This window comes from Vibrio sp. 10N.222.52.C12, assembly GCF_041474215.1.
Taxonomy (GTDB): domain Bacteria; phylum Pseudomonadota; class Gammaproteobacteria; order Enterobacterales; family Vibrionaceae; genus Vibrio; species Vibrio crassostreae_C.
This window is the reverse complement of record NZ_JBFRTR010000144.1, coordinates 1-15,933: the sequence shown is the minus strand read 5'-3', so window position 1 is coordinate 15,933 and position 15,933 is coordinate 1. Positions and strand designations below refer to the sequence as shown.

Here is a 15,933-nt window from a genome sequence, read left to right as displayed (position 1 = left end):
TCTCCCTCCACCATATTCTCCTTAATTGGAAAATCGAAAAGCCAACTCATTGAGTTGGCTTTTTTCGTTTCTGAGCTTTATCTCTTACTAAACGTGTCTTCTAAAACAACCCTCAACTTCCTAAACACTAACCCGCTACTACAAATAACTAATCGAGCTAAATCATTCAAACATCAGTGATCCCATACTTCAGCATGACGCTCACAAACCAGATAAGCAGCGCAGCCTAAACAATGGGTCGATACATGTTCTTCGCATTCGTTCGCAATTATCTGTTTCTGCTGCAAAGTAACCTCAGGCTCCAATACGGGTTCAAAGAACTTTGTCATTACTCATTACATCCAAATAAAACCAGTTAGTTAGTCTCAGGTTAATCCAATCTTTAACTAAGATACATATCATTAGACGCAAAAAAGCCCCTGCTGATTTCTCAGCAGGGGCTTTCTATTATTTGGTGTTATCCCGAATAACTACATCCTATTGATGTTGAGTTAAATCCTGGAATTAACCTTGAATACCAACAATTAACCAAGGTGCATTGTTAGTTGTTAGGTCACGCTCTAGATGCCAGATATCAGTGATATCTTCTTCAACGCCATCCGCTGTGTCACGGTAACGACCGCTAAACTGAAGGCTTAGCTGTGCTTTGCTACCATCGTGGTCTGCGCGAACGATTTCGGCATCAACGTACATTACGTCTGTGTGCTGATCACCGTCTAGCTTATTACGCTCAGCTTTTAGGTCTTCAAATAGGCTTGGAGATACGTATTCTTCAATCGTGTTTAGCTCGTTGTGATTCCATGCACCTTGCAGTGTACGGTAGTGCTCACGAGAACCATTGATGAATGCCGCTTGATCAAAGCCCGGTGGGTAGTTATGTGGAACATCGCTTTGTGCACCAAAACCGAAACCACCAGCAGCGCCTTGTGATTGAGGTTGTGTTTGCTCGAAGTTATGAACATTTGGTTGTTGCTTAGGTTGTTCAAACTTGTTCTGACCCATGCCGCCGAATGCTGGCTGTTGGCCACGTGCATTCTGCTGATTCATTGAGCCCTGCTTCGCGCCCAACATTCCGCGTAGGAATTTAAACGCTAGGAAAGCAATCAGACCCATAATCAGAATGTCCATGAACTGGATACCTTCAAATGCGCCACCAAAGAATGCAGCTAAAAGACCACCAGCAAGTAAACCACCTAGCAGACCGCCCATAAGGCCTTTCTTGCTAGAGTTAGCTGCTGTGTTCTTACCTGTTTGATCTTGACGGATCGAATTCGTGTTTTGTTGTTTTGGTGCTGGAGCCGTTTTAAAGCTTTTGCCAAATGACTTACCACCACCAAACTTTTTCGCTTCTGCGATTGGCGTCACCGCGACTGTTACCAACAGGATCGCGACTAGTGAGAAAAATCGTTTCATTATTATCCTTTATAGGTTTTTTATCTTTCGACACCTTAATCATACTCGTTAACAAAGAACAATGAAATATTCACGGCGTTTACACATGTATCATAATATTGCGGCTATTAATTGATTACTAAACTAGCGAAGGGATTGACGGCACTCAGGGGCAGCATTAAAATATTGAACGATGTTCATTTAATAGAAAGTGCCCATGGCAAGACGAAACGATCATACTCGCGAACAATTAGTGCAATTAACCTTAAAAACGGTAACCGACTTCTTAGAAGAGCACTCTTATCACGAGCTAAGTCTACGTAAAATCGCCAATATGATTGGTTACGTTCCAAGTACCTTAGTAAATGTATTTGGTAACTACAACCTACTGCTTTTGCATGTGGTCGCTCAAACATTAGATGAACTGGCGTCAGAATCCGCTGCAGCTGTTGAAAAATCGAGCAACCCTCAACAAACTCTATTCAACCTAGCCTACTGCTACCACGATTTTGCACAGAGACACCCTCACCGTTGGCAACTTATCTTTGAGCACAACATGAACGGTGAAAACCTTCCTGAATGGCAATCGAACCGCATCGATAGAATGACAGGCATGCTAGAGCAGTTGCTAGTAGCGATTGCTCCTGAACATACGAAAAGCGAAGTCGTTAAAGCCAGCCGTGTATTATGGTCTGGAGTACACGGAATTACTCTACTTAGCGTTGATGATAAATTTTTCGCCTCTGAGCCTATTGATGGTAAAGAGCTGATCAATAACCTAGTCTCAAACTACTTAACCAACTGGTAATCATCCAAGGAAAGACAATGAACAACAGCAGCCAATCTTCGCTGTTAACGCAAAAAAGGTTCCTACCCTACTTTATTACCCAATTTCTAGGAGCCTTTAACGACAACATATTCAAAAATGTCCTGTTACTGTTTGTTGCTTTCGCAAGCGTAGACACGCTGCCTATTTCCAGCAATCTATTCATTAATTTGGCCGCAGGCCTTTTTATTCTGCCCTTCTTCCTATTTTCAGCTTTAGCAGGTGTACTGGCCGACAAATACGAAAAATCGTGGTTTATCCGTAAAGTTAAGCTCCTCGAAGTAGTGATCATGTCACTGGGTGCGATCGGATTCATCTACGAAAGCTACGGGATATTACTTCTGCTCCTGTTCCTTATGGGAACGCAGAGTGCTTTCTTTGGTCCGGTGAAATACGCCCTGCTTCCACAGCAGTTAGAAACAAAAGAACTGGTATCTGGTAACGCTCTCGTCGAGACAGGTACATTCTTAGCGATCCTGATTGGTACTCTAGGCGCAGGCATCATTGCATCTGAAGAAGGCGCGAAGCTCATTGCTGCGGTGTGTATTGTTTCGTTCGCCGTGCTTGGCTATGCATCAAGCTGCTTTATCCCACATGCGCCAAGTAATGCACCAGATCTTAAAGTAAAGTGGCAACCTGTAAAACTGACCTGCGCGACACTTGCGATTGCCAAAAAAGATCGCCCGACCTTTCAAGCTCTGATGTCTATCAGCTGGTTCTGGTTCCTTGGTGCGGCTTACCTAACTCAGTTCCCCAACTTCACTAAACTGCATCTAAACGGCACTGAAAGCTCCGTCGCCTTTTTACTGGCACTATTCTCGGTAGGCATTGCAATCGGCTCTTTAGCTTGCGATAAGTTATCTAATCACCGAATTGAAATCGGCATCGTGCCAATGGGCAGCTTAGGTATCTCGATCTTCGGTCTTCTGATGGCGATATCCATCCCGGAGTCTTTGCCTGACTTTAGTTCTTTCCATCAATTCGTAACCTACTCAGAGCTGTGGCCACTGTTTGCTTACCTTCTGCTTCTGGGTATCTCTGGCGGTGTCTTTATTGTTCCTCTGTATTCACTGATGCAGTTACGTGCCAAGCCCGACGAGCGTGCCCAAGTGATTGCCGGGCTCAATATCTACAACTCACTGTTCATGGTGGGAAGTGCGGTATTAGGTATTGTTTGCCTTAGTGTTCTAGATCTTTCAATTCCGCAGCTGTTTATCTTGCTCGCAGTGGGCAACACTTTGGTGATGCTGTACCTGTTTTATCAGGTGCCTATCTACGCTTTCCGCTTCTTTACGTGGGTGGTCACTCACACCATGTACAGAGTTAAACATAAGAACTTACATCACCTGCCAGAAAAGGGCGGTGCGTTGATTGTCTGCAACCATGTGAGTTATATGGATGCACTGCTGCTGAGTGCGGTTTGCCCTCGCTTGATCCGTTTTGTGATGGAAGAGGATTACACCAAGTTGCCGCCAATTCGACGCTTCTTGAAAAGAGCTGGGGTGATTCCAATCTCCGCGACCAACCGCAACTCGATTCGAAACGCTTTCAAAGAAGTAGAGCGTGCCCTGCATGAAGGTCACATCGTGTGTATTTTCCCAGAAGGAAAGCTCACCTCTGATGGCGAAATGGCTGAGTTCATGCGTGGTATGGAGCTGATCATCAAACGTTCCCCTGTCCCAGTGATTCCTATGGCTCTTAAAGGATTATGGGGTAGCTACTTTAGTCGTTACAAAGGCCGTGCCTGCAAAGGGTTACCCACTCGCTTCTGGACTAAGCTAGAGATAGAAGCTGGCGAGCCGATTTCACCTAAACAAGCCTCTTGTGAAACGCTTCGACAGTCAGTCTCTGACCTTCGCGGATCATTACGCTAGTTAACCAGCCCTTTATTCATATCAGTTGAACAAGCGTTAAGTTTTCCTTAACGTTTGTTCAATTCATTTAGACTTACTTATCATTTTATTGAACGTATAGTGGTCTCATCACAATAACGCCACAACAAAACAAGACTCTAAATACAATGAACCTAAAAAAGTCCGTTCCATTTTATCTTGCTGCACTGTTTTGCTTAACGCCTTGGGTTAGCTCACCGACAGCCCTGGTTATCGGTTTCCTGCTTGCTAGTTTAGGATTAGTCCCTGAACACTTGGAAGTCGGCAAACTTACCAAAAAGCTACTGGCCTACTCTATTGTTGGCTTGGGTTTTGGTATTCAGTTTGAAAAAGCATTAGCAGTAACAGGCGATGGTATTGGGCTCATTGTAACGACGATTATCGGTACATTAGTCATTGGTTGGTTCTTGGCGAAACAAATGGGGCTAGACCGCACTACGGGCTATCTTATATCTTCTGGTACCGCGATTTGTGGTGGTAGCGCGATAGCAGCAGTGGCACCCGCGATCAAAGCAGACGATGAACAGATTGGCTTGGCATTAGCCACCGTATTCGTGTTGAACTCGGTTGCTCTATTCTTATTCCCGATGATTGGTCACGCGCTTGAACTCAGCCAACAAACATTTGGTACTTGGGCAGCTATTGCGATTCACGATACGTCTTCTGTAGTAGGTGCAGCTTCAGCGTATGGCGAAGAAGCACTGACGACAGCGACAACATTGAAGCTCGCTCGCGCACTTTGGATCATCCCAATCGCTTTAATTAGTGCGATGATCTTCAAGAACGATCAAAAGAAGATTACGGTTCCCTACTTCATTTTCTTCTATTGCGCCGCTATCGCGGTGAGTGACTTACTGCCACAATTTGAGATGGTCTATCAAGGAATCTTTGATGTGTCTAAGCGAGCACTGGTCGTGTGTTTGTTCTTAATTGGCTGTGGTATTTCAGTTGAGAAGTTAAAAGCGGCAGGGCCGAAACCACTGATGTTTGGTATTACAATGTGGGTCATGATCTCAACGGGTTCATTGGCGTGGTTAACTCTCGCTTAGCCCGCATAGAAACGCTTTAGATGTTTGTTCGGTGAACTAGACACTCAAGTTAGCGAGCAACAAAACAAAAAGGCAAAGCTCCAATGGGCTTTGCCTTTATCGTTTGTGGTAGGGGTATTCTTTGTTGTAACAATCACGAATCAAACAGGGGCTTATCACTCTTCTTGCTCTCTCTTTTCATTAAAACAAGTACCACAACCAACACAAATGCGGTGAGCTCAGCCAACGAACGAGTCAACCCCGATGAGATGATCGCTTGGCCTATCTGCAGTAAAACCGCAATGATGAGGGCAATTTTCATAATAAGACCTTATTCTATAATCCGTTATTTATATGGCTTATTATGATGGATGGTTATAAAGATAATAAATTCTGTTTTGAACTATCTAATTGCTAAATTAACTAACCTAACGCAACTGCCCTTCTAACCACTTAATAAAGGTTCTTACCTTAGGTCGTTTTTCCGTGCCTAACGGGCAGATTAAGTCATACCCTTGGTCTGTATCCATGCTCGGATAAGGTGTTATGAGCTCGCCAGTCTGAACATACTGCTTAACAAAATGATAGCGTCCCATCGCGACACCGATATTGCTGAGGGCACTTCTTACGCCCATATCCCGGTGGCTCACACAGTAAAATTGCTCAAACAAGTTCACATCTAAGCCGTGGTGTTTAATCCAACGCTGCCATACATCTGACCCTAGTGCATGAATGAAATTAATCCGGTGCAGCGATTCTAAGCCATCATCAAAGATGTCGTGTTCAGCCGCGTAACTCGGTGTACATACCGGAATATACTTTTCACCAAACAGGCGCTGTCGATGCATGTCTTTGAGATTTTCAGCACCATAGTAAATAGCGACATCGAGATGATTTTGATGAAAATCCTGCTCTTCTTGCGAGAAAATATTGAGATTAAACTTTGGGTATCGCTGTTTAAAATCAGCCAACCTCGGCAGTAACCAACTGTTGGCAAATGCAGGACTGGTACCGATATTGATCTGTCCATACAAGTCTGTGTTGGTAATGTCTTCGATCTCACCAAAAATAGAGCTTAACGACTTGGATAACGTTCGTTGAAAGCGCTGGCCTTCTTCCGTTAGTTCCAGTTTACGAGTCCCTCGCACAAACAAGTTAAATCCGAGTTCACCTTCTAACACTTTGATTCGATGGCTAACGGCTCCCTGAGTCAAATGCAACTTTCTAGCCGCTAGCGTAAAGCTCATTTTCTCTGCAGCAACATTAAAAGTATGAAGATTTCTAAGTAAAGATTGATGGTTAGCCATACGAACTCATGCATTAAAAATTTTAATTCATACTACTACCCGTTTCGTTTGTTTGCATTAAGAAATAAGTTTTTAATAACCGCAGTTACTTAAAATCCTGCCTCGATCAATATTTGACTCCATACGTTGACGAGCAGAAACATTAAAAAAATTAATTACAAACTTAGGGGCACATATGAATATACTCGGGTATATGCAAAAAGTAGGTAAGGCATTGATGGTTCCCGTAGCCACACTGCCAGCTGCAGCAATCCTTATGGGGATCGGCTATTGGTTGGATCCTGTTGGTTGGGGTTCTGAAAGTATCTTAGCCGCATTCTTGATCAAATCTGGTGGCGCGATCATCGACAACATGGCGGTTCTATTCGCGGTGGGTGTCGCATTTGGTTTGAGCCGTGATAAGAATGGTTCTGCGGCACTGTCTGGCTTTGTGATGTTCCTCGTCGTCACCACGCTACTTGCTCCGGGCTCTGTTGCTCAGTTAATGGATGTTGAACTCAGTGAAGTGCCTGCGGCATTTGGCAAAATCAGCAACCAATTCGTAGGTATCATTGTGGGTATCATCTCTGCTGAGATCTACAACCGCTACTCAACGGTTGAACTTCCTCAAGCTCTAGCGTTCTTCAGCGGTAAGCGTTTGGTTCCTATCCTGACCTCAATCGCAGGTATGGCTCTCTCTTTTGCTCTACTTTACATCTGGCCAGCTGTTTACGACGCTCTGATCGTTCTGGGTATTAAACTAGAAAGCATGGGTGCGGTGGGTGCTGGTCTGTTTGGTTTCTTCAACCGTTTGTTCCTATCAGTAGGTATGCACCACGCTCTTTACCCTGTGTTCTGGTTCGACGTTGTTGGTATTAACGACATTCCAAACTTCTTAGGCGGCGCGCAATCTATCGCTAACGGTACGGGTATTCCAGGTAAAACTGGCATGTACCAAGCGGGCTTCTTCCCTATCATGATGTTTGGCCTACCAGCAGCAGCATTGGCGATGTATCACTGTTCTGATGCGAAAAACAAAAACCAAGTATTCGCAATCATGCTTGCGGCAGCTATGGCTTCATTCTTCACGGGTATCACAGAGCCACTAGAATTCAGCTTCATGTTCCTAGCACCCGTGTTGTTCCTACTGCACGCAGTATTAACAGGCCTATCGCTTTACATTGCAGCAAGCATGGAATGGATGGCAGGCTTCGGCTTCTCTGCTGGTTTCGTTGACCTAGTACTATCAAGCCAAAACCCACTCGCGGTTAACTGGTACATGCTACTGGTTCAAGGTGTGGTGTTCTTCGCGCTTTACTACGGTATTTTCCGCTTCGCTATCATCAAGTTCAACCTACGTACTCCAGGTCGTGGTGAAGAGATGGAAGCAGAAAAAGAAACTGAAACGCCAGAAGCATTGGCTAACCTAACCAACAGCTACATTGAAGCGGTTGGCGGTGCAGACAACATTCTAGAAGTCGATAACTGTATTACTCGTCTACGCTTAACTGTGAAAGACTCAGGTGCAGCAGACAGCGAGAAACTGAAGAAACTCGGTGCGGCAGGTGTGGTACCGGTTGGGAAAGGTGGTCTACAAGTTATCATTGGTCTAGGTAAGGTAGATAAAGTCGCTGAACAAATGAAGAAGGCACTCGCTTAAGCTAAACAACCAGCTGGAAAGATAAAACCCTTAATGACCAGATAAAACAGTAAGAATTTGTGACGGCTTCACCACCGTCACACCCCCCTGAAGCGCAATTACGACTAGTCACCGTGTATTGCGCTTCATTTTATTGCTCTTCGCTCTATTTAGAACGGGTCTGCTGTAACCACTGCGCCAATCCAGCGCGCGAAACCTTAATACCATGTTGTTCCTGCTGAGGCATTCGATAATACTCAATAGGAAATTTGAACCGTTCAAGACGACCAGTTAACTGCTCGATAAACCACTCTTTGGTTGGCAACTCAGCACAATCGACAATCGCTGCAGGTCGAAATCCGAACTCATCATCTTCAATGGGAACAATAAAAGCCTGATTAACCTCAGACAATTGATTGAGTACTCGCTCAATTTCTTCGCAATGAATGTTCTCACCACCAGAAATAAACTGGTTGTCGGCACGGCCAATAATCGACACTTGTTCGCCAAGCCACTCACCAAGATCTTTGCTATCAAACCAACCGCTCTTATCAACTAATGGCGTTAAGTTACCTTGATAGTAATACCCGGACGCGAGCGTCTCGCCACCAATAAAGATACGTTGTTCTTCAATTTTTAGCTGGCGATGGTTAAGGACAAAACCGGCGGTGCTGCCGGCATCAACGGGCTTCGCGGTCACGGTTGAAGCCGCTTCAGTCATGCCGTATCCAAGCCATGTTTCGATGCCCATTTGTTGAGCTTCGAGCCCAAGTGCTTCTGGTATATGACTACCACCCAAAAGTACATGCGTTAAAGTAAGTGCTTGCTTACTCTTTAACAATCGATGTAGTTGAGTAGCGACCAATGAAGCATGACTGCATTCTTCTATATCGGTTTCAAGCTGACCTGTGCCTATTTTGATGCAACCACCAGCCGCCAACCAACGATGAACTATCGCCAGCCCCGACACATGGTACATAGGTAAACTCAGTAACCACGTGTCACCTTGTTGATAACGAAACACCTCAAGCAGCCCTGACGCAGAGCATAGGTGCTGCTCAAGTGTATGAGCGACCGCTTTTGGGTTTCCGGTAGAACCTGAAGTGAATACGATGCTCGCTAGATTTTGCGGATTGAAATTGGATTCTTGAGGTGTCGTTATCTGCTCATCATCACCATCAAACTTCAGTTCACTTAGGCAAGGCAAGGTCACCAACTGAGTATTCAAATCGGCAGTCTCTGATTGCTCTATTCCGCTATTGCCCAAGAGCCAAATGTAGCTCTGTTGATCTGCTTGATATAAGGAATCGAGCTTTTGCTTCAGGCGTAAACTAGGCTGAGGCATCGTAAACGCACAAACCACACCCAAATTGAGTGCGGCAAGATAAACAGGGATCACTTCAGCTTGATTCTTACCAACAATCGTCAGTACATCACCTTCAGATAGGCCTTGATGAGATAGCTGTTGTTGGTACTCACTAACCAACACAAACACTTGCTGCCAAGTATAAGTGCGGTGAGTGGTCACTAACGCTGGTTGAAGTGGGTTTTGCTGCGCCCACTTTACCCAGAGCGGGGGATGATTAGATTGTGGGCGCATCATATGATAACCAAAAATAGATTAAGAACTTGTTAAGCTAACTAAATAGCCATTCAAATAGCTCGGTCTAAGAAGACCAAATCAATTGTTGCTTTTCAAGCGTAGAGACAGGCAACTGACAGCCCGGCCAAGAAACCTCTAGCTGCTGCTTGAACAAGCCAATCGTATCCAACCCCGGCACTTCATTTGGCAAATATTGCTGCGCCAGACGAGCAATCTGAGTCAGACCTAGGCTCGACTCAATGCTTGAGCTCAATACAGGTTTCATTCCAAGCTTCTGTGCTCGCTCAATGATTGCCACGCAACGCTCGACAGAACCAATAAGAGTTGGCTTGATCACGACTGCTTTAACACCAGTAAGGTCGCTAAGATCAAATTCCGGGCTGCGCACCGCTTCTTGCAGTGTCTCGTCCCACGCAATCGCCACACCATGGTCAATGGCAAAGGCCAAACTGTCTTCTGGCTTTTGGCAAGGCTCTTCGATAAAGCTTATACGCTGGCGCATTGACGGCGAAATGTATTTAATGAATTGCTTCGCTTTCTCTGGCTTCCACGCACGGTTGGCATCAAGTCTTAGAGTCAAATCAGGGATCGACTCAAGGAATAAGCTAACCAACATGCCATCGCGAATCGCTTCGTAGAGGCCGACTTTCACTTTCGCGACCTTCTCGCCTACCATCTCATTCAATACAGGAATCAGTTCATCTGGATCGCCTGTACACAAAGGCGCCGCTTGGTAGTTACCTTGAGCGTTAAGATCGCCTCGCAATTCCATCATCGCCATTGAAAAGCCAAACGCGACAGAAGGATACAGCTCGTCGAAAGGCGTTTGAGGCTTATTGTGGCTCCAAAGCTCTAATTCGTGTTGAAGCTGAATGCCAGCTTGTTCGGCATCTTCTTGGCTAAAACCGGGCAAAGGCGCAACTTCGCCAAAACCAGTTTTACCATCACACTCAAGTTGGATGATATAGCCAACACGTTCGTTCAACTTATTGTCACGAAGAACCACACCACTATCCATAGGTAATTGATAACGGTAAAGTTTAGCGTGACGCTGAGAATTCACTGAGTTCATAAAGTTTCCTAAAAAACGGGGAACATCAAAACAAAACGAGCCGCTATTAGCGACTCATTTTGAAGAGGAGAAAGACTATGGATTACGCGGGAACTTGTCGAAGTCCGGTCGACGTTTCTCGTTGAATGCGTTGCGGCCTTCTTGGCCTTCCTCTGTCATGTAGAACATCATGGTTGCGTTACCAGCCAACTCTTGTAAGCCTGCTTGACCATCACAGTCAGCGTTCAGTGCCGCTTTCAAGCAACGCAGTGCCATTGGGCTGTGTTGAAGCACTTCACGACACCAACGAACTGTCTCTTTTTCTAGGTCAGCAACAGGAACAACGGTGTTTACAAGGCCCATGTCCAGTGCTTCTTGTGCATCGTAGAAGCGGCACAAGAACCAGATTTCACGTGCTTTCTTTTGACCAACGATACGAGCCATGTAAGAAGCACCCCAACCGCCATCGAAAGAACCCACTTTAGGACCCGTCTGACCGAACTGCGCGTTTTCAGCTGCAATAGTAAGGTCTGCCATCATGTGAAGTACATGACCGCCACCGACTGCCCAACCCGATACCGCTGCGATAACTGGTTTTGGACAAGTACGAATTTGACGTTGGAAATCAAGTACATTCAAGTGGTGCGTACCTGAGTCATCTTGGTAACCGCCGTAGTCACCACGGATACTTTGGTCACCACCAGAACAGAACGCCTTCTCACCAAGACCAGTCAAAATGATTACGCCAACTTTCTCGTCATAACGAGCATCAGCCAGTGCATTGATCATCTCTTTTACGGTTTGTGGACGGAACGCATTGTGCACTTGAGGGCGAGCAATCGTGATTTTCGCAATACCGTCATCAGACTTGTGGTATTGAATATCTTCATATTGACTGCTTTCATCGCGCCAGTTAACGGCTGCGTAAAGTTCTTCTTCTGTGATGCCTACTGTTTTAGCCATGATGATTCCCATTGTTCTATTAGAGAGCGCGACTAGCGTAGAGTCGCGACGGTGTTGCTCTGCTTTCTATAGCGCTTGATACGAGAGGTTCGCTCAGTCAGTTCATCAACGACTTGCGATACATTGGATGATCAGATTTGAAAACATCTCTGGTTGCTCAAAATGAACATTATGACCCGCGTAATCCACCTGACTATATTCAAAGCCACTATTCTCAGCTAGCTCCATGAATTTACGATCTTTTTCTCCACATACATAATGCAATAAATGCTCATGAGATTTCAATGTGGCACGTAAATCCGGTTGCTTAGCTAACGAAGTAGATAACAACATATTTGCTACGGATACTCCAAGGTTACCACTACGCTTTATGACCAAAGTTTGTCTTTGCTCATGATTTAGTGAAGAAAAGACGCTTTGTTGATACCAATCGTCTAAAACATCTTCAATCGACTGCTGTGCAAAGCGAACAGCCCATTGCGTATCATGTACTAACCTTTGTGCTCTTTCTTCATCACATTCCAAGCCAAAGTTGCCACCTTCAATGATGACTTTCTCTAGGTTGAGTGCCTCAAAGCAAGGGCTTGTCACCCCATACATGGCGAGCCTTCCGCCCATAGAATACCCAATCACCACGATAGGATAATCGGCAGGAAGATCGTTGAGAGCCAGTTGGGATGTGATGCACTGGACAATTTTCTTACAGCAATGATCAAACCCTACCGGATCGATAAAGCGACTTTGTCCGTGTCCGGGTAAATCTATGCAAAGGAGAGGAAAATCCTCGAGGAATGGATGACATGCACTCCAATCATCCCCGCTTCCGAGTAAACCATGTAAGAAAACAAGCAAAGGTTTGTCAGAAGAATCTTGTACAGCTGGGTAATAATCGGAGTAAAGCATGTAAAGTCCTTAGGCTAATGCCTCGGTGAGCATTGAACTGAATTGTTTCAGCAAAGTAGACGCTTGTTCGGGAGGCGTCTTAACTTCCACGAGCAAGGTACCCTGACCCTGTTCGAAATGTTGTTCGATAATGGTTTGATAGCAATTCAAGGTTTCTGGCGCAGCGTATCCCAACTGGAATTGCGCAGCAGCGTGTTCAAAACTGAAACCATGAGGCATTTGATAAAGTGACTGTTTCTGCTGCTCTGGCACCGGCAATAAATCAAAGATCGCACCACCATCATTGTTGGTCACAACAATAACCATCGACGTTAAATTATGAGTCAGCAGAGCCAGTGAGTTGAGATCGTAAAGCAAAGAAGTATCGCCAATCAACATCAATAAGGGGTTCTGGTTGGCTTTTATCACTCCCGCAGCCGTCGCCACCAAGCCATCAATGCCCGATGCACCGCGGTTGCTGTAGACTTGAGTCGCAGAGATTGATGACAGCATATCCACCAGCCTTACCATCAAGCTATTTCCCACAAAAAGCTCTCTGCCCTTAAGTCTAGACGACAAGTCAACGGCAACGCTCAACTCTGTCAGTTGGTCGTTATTAGAGATTTGCGCCAACGCTAACTGCTGAACCGTATTCGCGACTTCCGCCAAAGATGCCGCCCAGCCAGCATGTTCTCCCAACAGCGTTGGTAGATGTTGCTCTGATAACCAATGTTCGATATCAGCGACAATATGAGTTTGAGGCAGATGATCTTGATTAATACGATGTGCATCTGGTGAAACAACGATGTACTGCGATGAACAAAATGTGGCAGCTTGTTCTTTTACCCATTGGTTAAGACGCTTAGATACGATGCGCTCACCAAACTGGATAATAAAATCACACTGACTAAGCTGTGCTTTGGCTGCGTCACTTTGCATCCATAAATCATAGTGTTTCCAGTCACTACTGACACCCGATTGAGGGTCACAGAATACTGGCCAGCCCAAAGCTGTCGCAAACTGCTTGGCTTTAATTGCGGCTTCATTCTCGATAGAACCAATAATCACTGCGCCTTTACGAGCGACATAATCACTTGCTGAGACAGGCTGAGCGATTAAATGACTGGGCAAATAAGTGTTCGAGTAAAGGCAGGTTGAAGCTCTCCAAGCTGCCACGCTCTTTGTATAATCAGCATACATCTCAGCACTACTCTTAGAATAGAGCGGCTCTGGGAACGGACAATTGATATGAATCGCACCGCCAACATTGCGTTGTTTCGCAAGCGCGCTATCAACCGATGTTAGAAGCCAATTCAATGAAATCTGTGTGGTTGGGCTTGGCAGGTTTAAAGCACTTTCTACATGGGAAGAAAAGATACCATGCTGCTGAATCGCTTGATTGGCACCACAGTCGACCAAGTCGATGGGCCTATCAGAGGTTAGCAAGATCAGCTTCTCTCGGGTCAGCCCAGATTCAGCCGTCGCAGGAAGCAAATTCGCCACAGCGGTTCCTGATGTCACAATCACCGCAACCGGTTTGTTGCTAGCCTTTGCTAAGCCTAAAGCTAAAAACCCAAGACCACGCTCATCAAAGTGCGTGTGTAAGGTTAACTTGGAGTTGGCTTCAGCTTCGAGAGTTAGCGGCGTTGAGCGAGAGCCCGGAGCAACACAAACATGTTCAACGCCATTGCGTGCAAGCTCTTCAAGTAACGTGTGACACCAAACTCTATTTAATACGGCTTGGTCGTGATTCATGACGCGACACCCAATGGAGGGTGATCTGAAATTAAGCTAAGCAGAGTAGACATCTTCTTGTTCAGCTCTTGCCATTCATGTTCGGCAACCGATCCCGGCACGATCCCCGCGCCAGCAAACAGTTGTACTTGATCGTTTACAATCAAGGCGCTTCGAATCGCCACGCAGAATTCCGCTCGCTGATGACTGATATAGCCTACAGAGCCTGCATACCAACCTCGTGCAAACGGTTCGTGTTCAAGAATGAAATCCATCGCCTCTTTACGAGGTAAACCCGCCACCGCAGCAGTTGGCTGTAAGGCAGCAAGCAACTGCACACCATTAACGCCATTGTTGAGCTGAGCATGGATATTGCGCTTCAAATGCTGCACCTTACGCAAGCGCACTAGACGCGCATCCTTTTCAACATGGACCGTTTGAGAATGAGGAGTGAGACGCTCAATGATGTCGTCGACCACATACTGGTTCTCATTGAGGTTTTTGCTGTCTTGAGAAAGCCAGTTGGCCAGTTCCATATCCTCAGTAGCGTTCTCTCCGCGACCAATGGTTCCAGCAAGCGCCTCGGTATCAAGCTCCATACCATGTCGGCTATATAAGCGCTCTGGTGTCGAGCCAATGAAACTGTGTTTAGAATCCAGCACCAACATAAAGTGGAAACTGTGGTGATTTTGCAGATAGCTGGCTTTAAGTAATTGAGCTGCGCAGATAGGCGCATCGAGTTGCAGTGTGGTTTTACGTGCTAAAACGACTTTTTTGTACTCTTCATCGCTAATGCCTTGCAGCACTTTATCGACAAGGTTGCCCCACTGCTCTCTTTCTGGAACGTGATTGATCTGTTCAATATGGGCAGACAAAGGCGCCAATATCGCGGCTTCTACAGAAAGCTTATTCAAAGCATTAATAGAAGAAACGCGATCAGGGGACAAATTAACCGCCAGCGACCAAGTATTGTCAAAGCGGATCAATTCAACCTGAGGAAGGAAGAAAAACGACTCCATGCAGCGACGGTTCTTTGCGGTGTGCCCATCAAACGAGCGTCCACCCCAGATTCGTTGGTCTTCACCAAGAATAGCGTACGCGGGTGCAGGATCTGAAAACGTATGTAACTGTCCGAGCGCAACAACCTCTTCACGAGTGTCGCGTGACTGCCAGTAGAACTTAGGAAAGAGCGGTTGAGCATGAAGCCATTCTATAAATGCAAACGATGGTTTTTGCGTTAGAACTTCAACACAACGAACTTCGCTTGCTTGGGCATTTTGTACTCGCTCAATCAAAGCGGAGATAGTTTGCTGGAAATGTGACAAATCGACCTCGTTCACATCTAAATTATTATTATATTAGTTTGATACTTTATGGGCAGTACCCACTTAGATCAAGAATGTACTATATCTTTTCAACATTCCTGTGATTTTAAGCGATCCCGCCCCTTTATTCATCTTAGCCAATAACCAAGAAAGCGATTAATTAAAATTTAGAAAAGAGTGACAACAAAAAGGCTAAACGTGATACTGAAATGCGACATTCATCAGATTTTTATTCTATCAAACGCCATTTTGCGGTACTTTAATAAAGTATTTAAATTAATTTCAGGAAATCGGCAATGCAAAATATCGGGA

General features: G+C 45.4%; 14 protein-coding genes. 4 read left to right on the top strand and 10 right to left on the bottom strand.

All coding sequences use genetic code 11. The features are described from left to right. Nucleotides 1-173 precede the first annotated feature (173 nt). Together AB4623_RS21700 and AB4623_RS21695 are read right to left on the bottom strand one after the other, a co-directional pair. On the bottom strand, nt 174-329 hold the full coding sequence (locus AB4623_RS21700; protein WP_372116242.1) for a hypothetical protein: 156 nt from the start codon (nt 327-329) through the stop codon (nt 174-176). 175 nt (nt 330-504) lie between these two features. Continuing rightward, nucleotides 505-1,413 carry a Tim44 domain-containing protein gene (locus AB4623_RS21695; RefSeq protein WP_017068945.1) on the bottom strand — a complete coding sequence of 303 codons (909 nt, stop codon included), beginning with the start codon at nt 1,411-1,413 and terminating at the stop codon, nt 505-507. 196 nt (nt 1,414-1,609) lie between these two features. Here AB4623_RS21695 and AB4623_RS21690 point away from each other — a divergent pair, with 196 nt between their 5' ends. From AB4623_RS21690 to AB4623_RS21680, 3 genes are all read left to right on the top strand, one after another. Beyond that, nucleotides 1,610-2,200 (top strand): TetR/AcrR family transcriptional regulator, encoded by a 591-nt coding sequence (locus AB4623_RS21690; protein WP_065583689.1) that lies wholly within the window; start codon nt 1,610-1,612, stop codon nt 2,198-2,200. Nucleotides 2,201-2,217: 17 nt separating this feature from the next. Beyond that, complete coding sequence (locus AB4623_RS21685) at nt 2,218-4,092, top strand: MFS transporter (RefSeq protein ID WP_065583688.1); 1,875 nt, start codon at nt 2,218-2,220, stop codon at nt 4,090-4,092. Between the two features lie 146 nt (nt 4,093-4,238). Continuing rightward, nucleotides 4,239-5,159 (top strand): YeiH family protein, encoded by a 921-nt coding sequence (locus tag AB4623_RS21680; RefSeq protein ID WP_017060176.1) that lies wholly within the window; start codon nt 4,239-4,241, stop codon nt 5,157-5,159. A 133-nt stretch (nt 5,160-5,292) separates the two neighbouring features. Here the strand turns inward: AB4623_RS21680 and AB4623_RS21675 are convergent, their stop codons facing one another. Both AB4623_RS21675 and AB4623_RS21670 read right to left on the bottom strand, forming a co-directional pair. After that, nucleotides 5,293-5,460, bottom strand: coding sequence for a hypothetical protein (locus AB4623_RS21675; protein ID WP_017068947.1), 168 nt, complete (start codon nt 5,458-5,460; stop codon nt 5,293-5,295). A 106-nt stretch (nt 5,461-5,566) separates the two neighbouring features. Continuing rightward, on the bottom strand, nt 5,567-6,445 hold the full coding sequence (locus tag AB4623_RS21670; protein WP_017064076.1) for a LysR substrate-binding domain-containing protein: 879 nt from the start codon (nt 6,443-6,445) through the stop codon (nt 5,567-5,569). 193 nt (nt 6,446-6,638) lie between these two features. Between AB4623_RS21670 and nagE the strand changes: the two genes are divergently transcribed. After that, nucleotides 6,639-8,084: an N-acetylglucosamine-specific PTS transporter subunit IIBC gene (gene nagE, locus AB4623_RS21665; RefSeq protein ID WP_017064077.1), complete on the top strand. Its 1,446-nt coding sequence runs from the start codon at nt 6,639-6,641 to the stop codon at nt 8,082-8,084. A gap of 145 nt (nt 8,085-8,229) precedes the next feature. On the opposite strand, the gene menE is transcribed toward nagE, so the two are convergent. From menE to AB4623_RS21635, 6 genes are all read right to left on the bottom strand, one after another. Continuing rightward, entirely contained in the window at nt 8,230-9,666 is a 1,437-nt protein-coding gene (menE, locus tag AB4623_RS21660; protein WP_372147356.1) for an o-succinylbenzoate--CoA ligase, read from the bottom strand. 64 nt (nt 9,667-9,730) lie between these two features. Then, a complete protein-coding gene (menC, locus tag AB4623_RS21655) occupies nt 9,731-10,738 on the bottom strand; it encodes an o-succinylbenzoate synthase (protein ID WP_017060171.1) in 1,008 nt (335 codons plus the stop codon). Between the two features lie 75 nt (nt 10,739-10,813). Continuing rightward, a complete protein-coding gene (gene menB / locus AB4623_RS21650) occupies nt 10,814-11,680 on the bottom strand; it encodes a 1,4-dihydroxy-2-naphthoyl-CoA synthase (protein WP_017064079.1) in 867 nt (288 codons plus the stop codon). Nucleotides 11,681-11,785: 105 nt separating this feature from the next. Beyond that, nucleotides 11,786-12,583 (bottom strand): 2-succinyl-6-hydroxy-2,4-cyclohexadiene-1-carboxylate synthase, encoded by a 798-nt coding sequence (gene menH / locus AB4623_RS21645; RefSeq protein WP_102393523.1) that lies wholly within the window; start codon nt 12,581-12,583, stop codon nt 11,786-11,788. A 9-nt stretch (nt 12,584-12,592) separates the two neighbouring features. Next, nucleotides 12,593-14,317, bottom strand: coding sequence for a 2-succinyl-5-enolpyruvyl-6-hydroxy-3-cyclohexene-1-carboxylic-acid synthase (gene menD, locus AB4623_RS21640; RefSeq protein WP_372147355.1), 1,725 nt, complete (start codon nt 14,315-14,317; stop codon nt 12,593-12,595). Then, the gene (locus tag AB4623_RS21635; protein WP_017060167.1) at nt 14,314-15,621 is read right to left on the bottom strand and encodes an isochorismate synthase MenF; all 1,308 of its coding nucleotides are present in this window, start codon (nt 15,619-15,621) and stop codon (nt 14,314-14,316) included. The genes menD and AB4623_RS21635 overlap by 4 nt, the downstream gene beginning before the upstream one ends. Between the last annotated feature and the right edge of the window lie 312 nt (nt 15,622-15,933).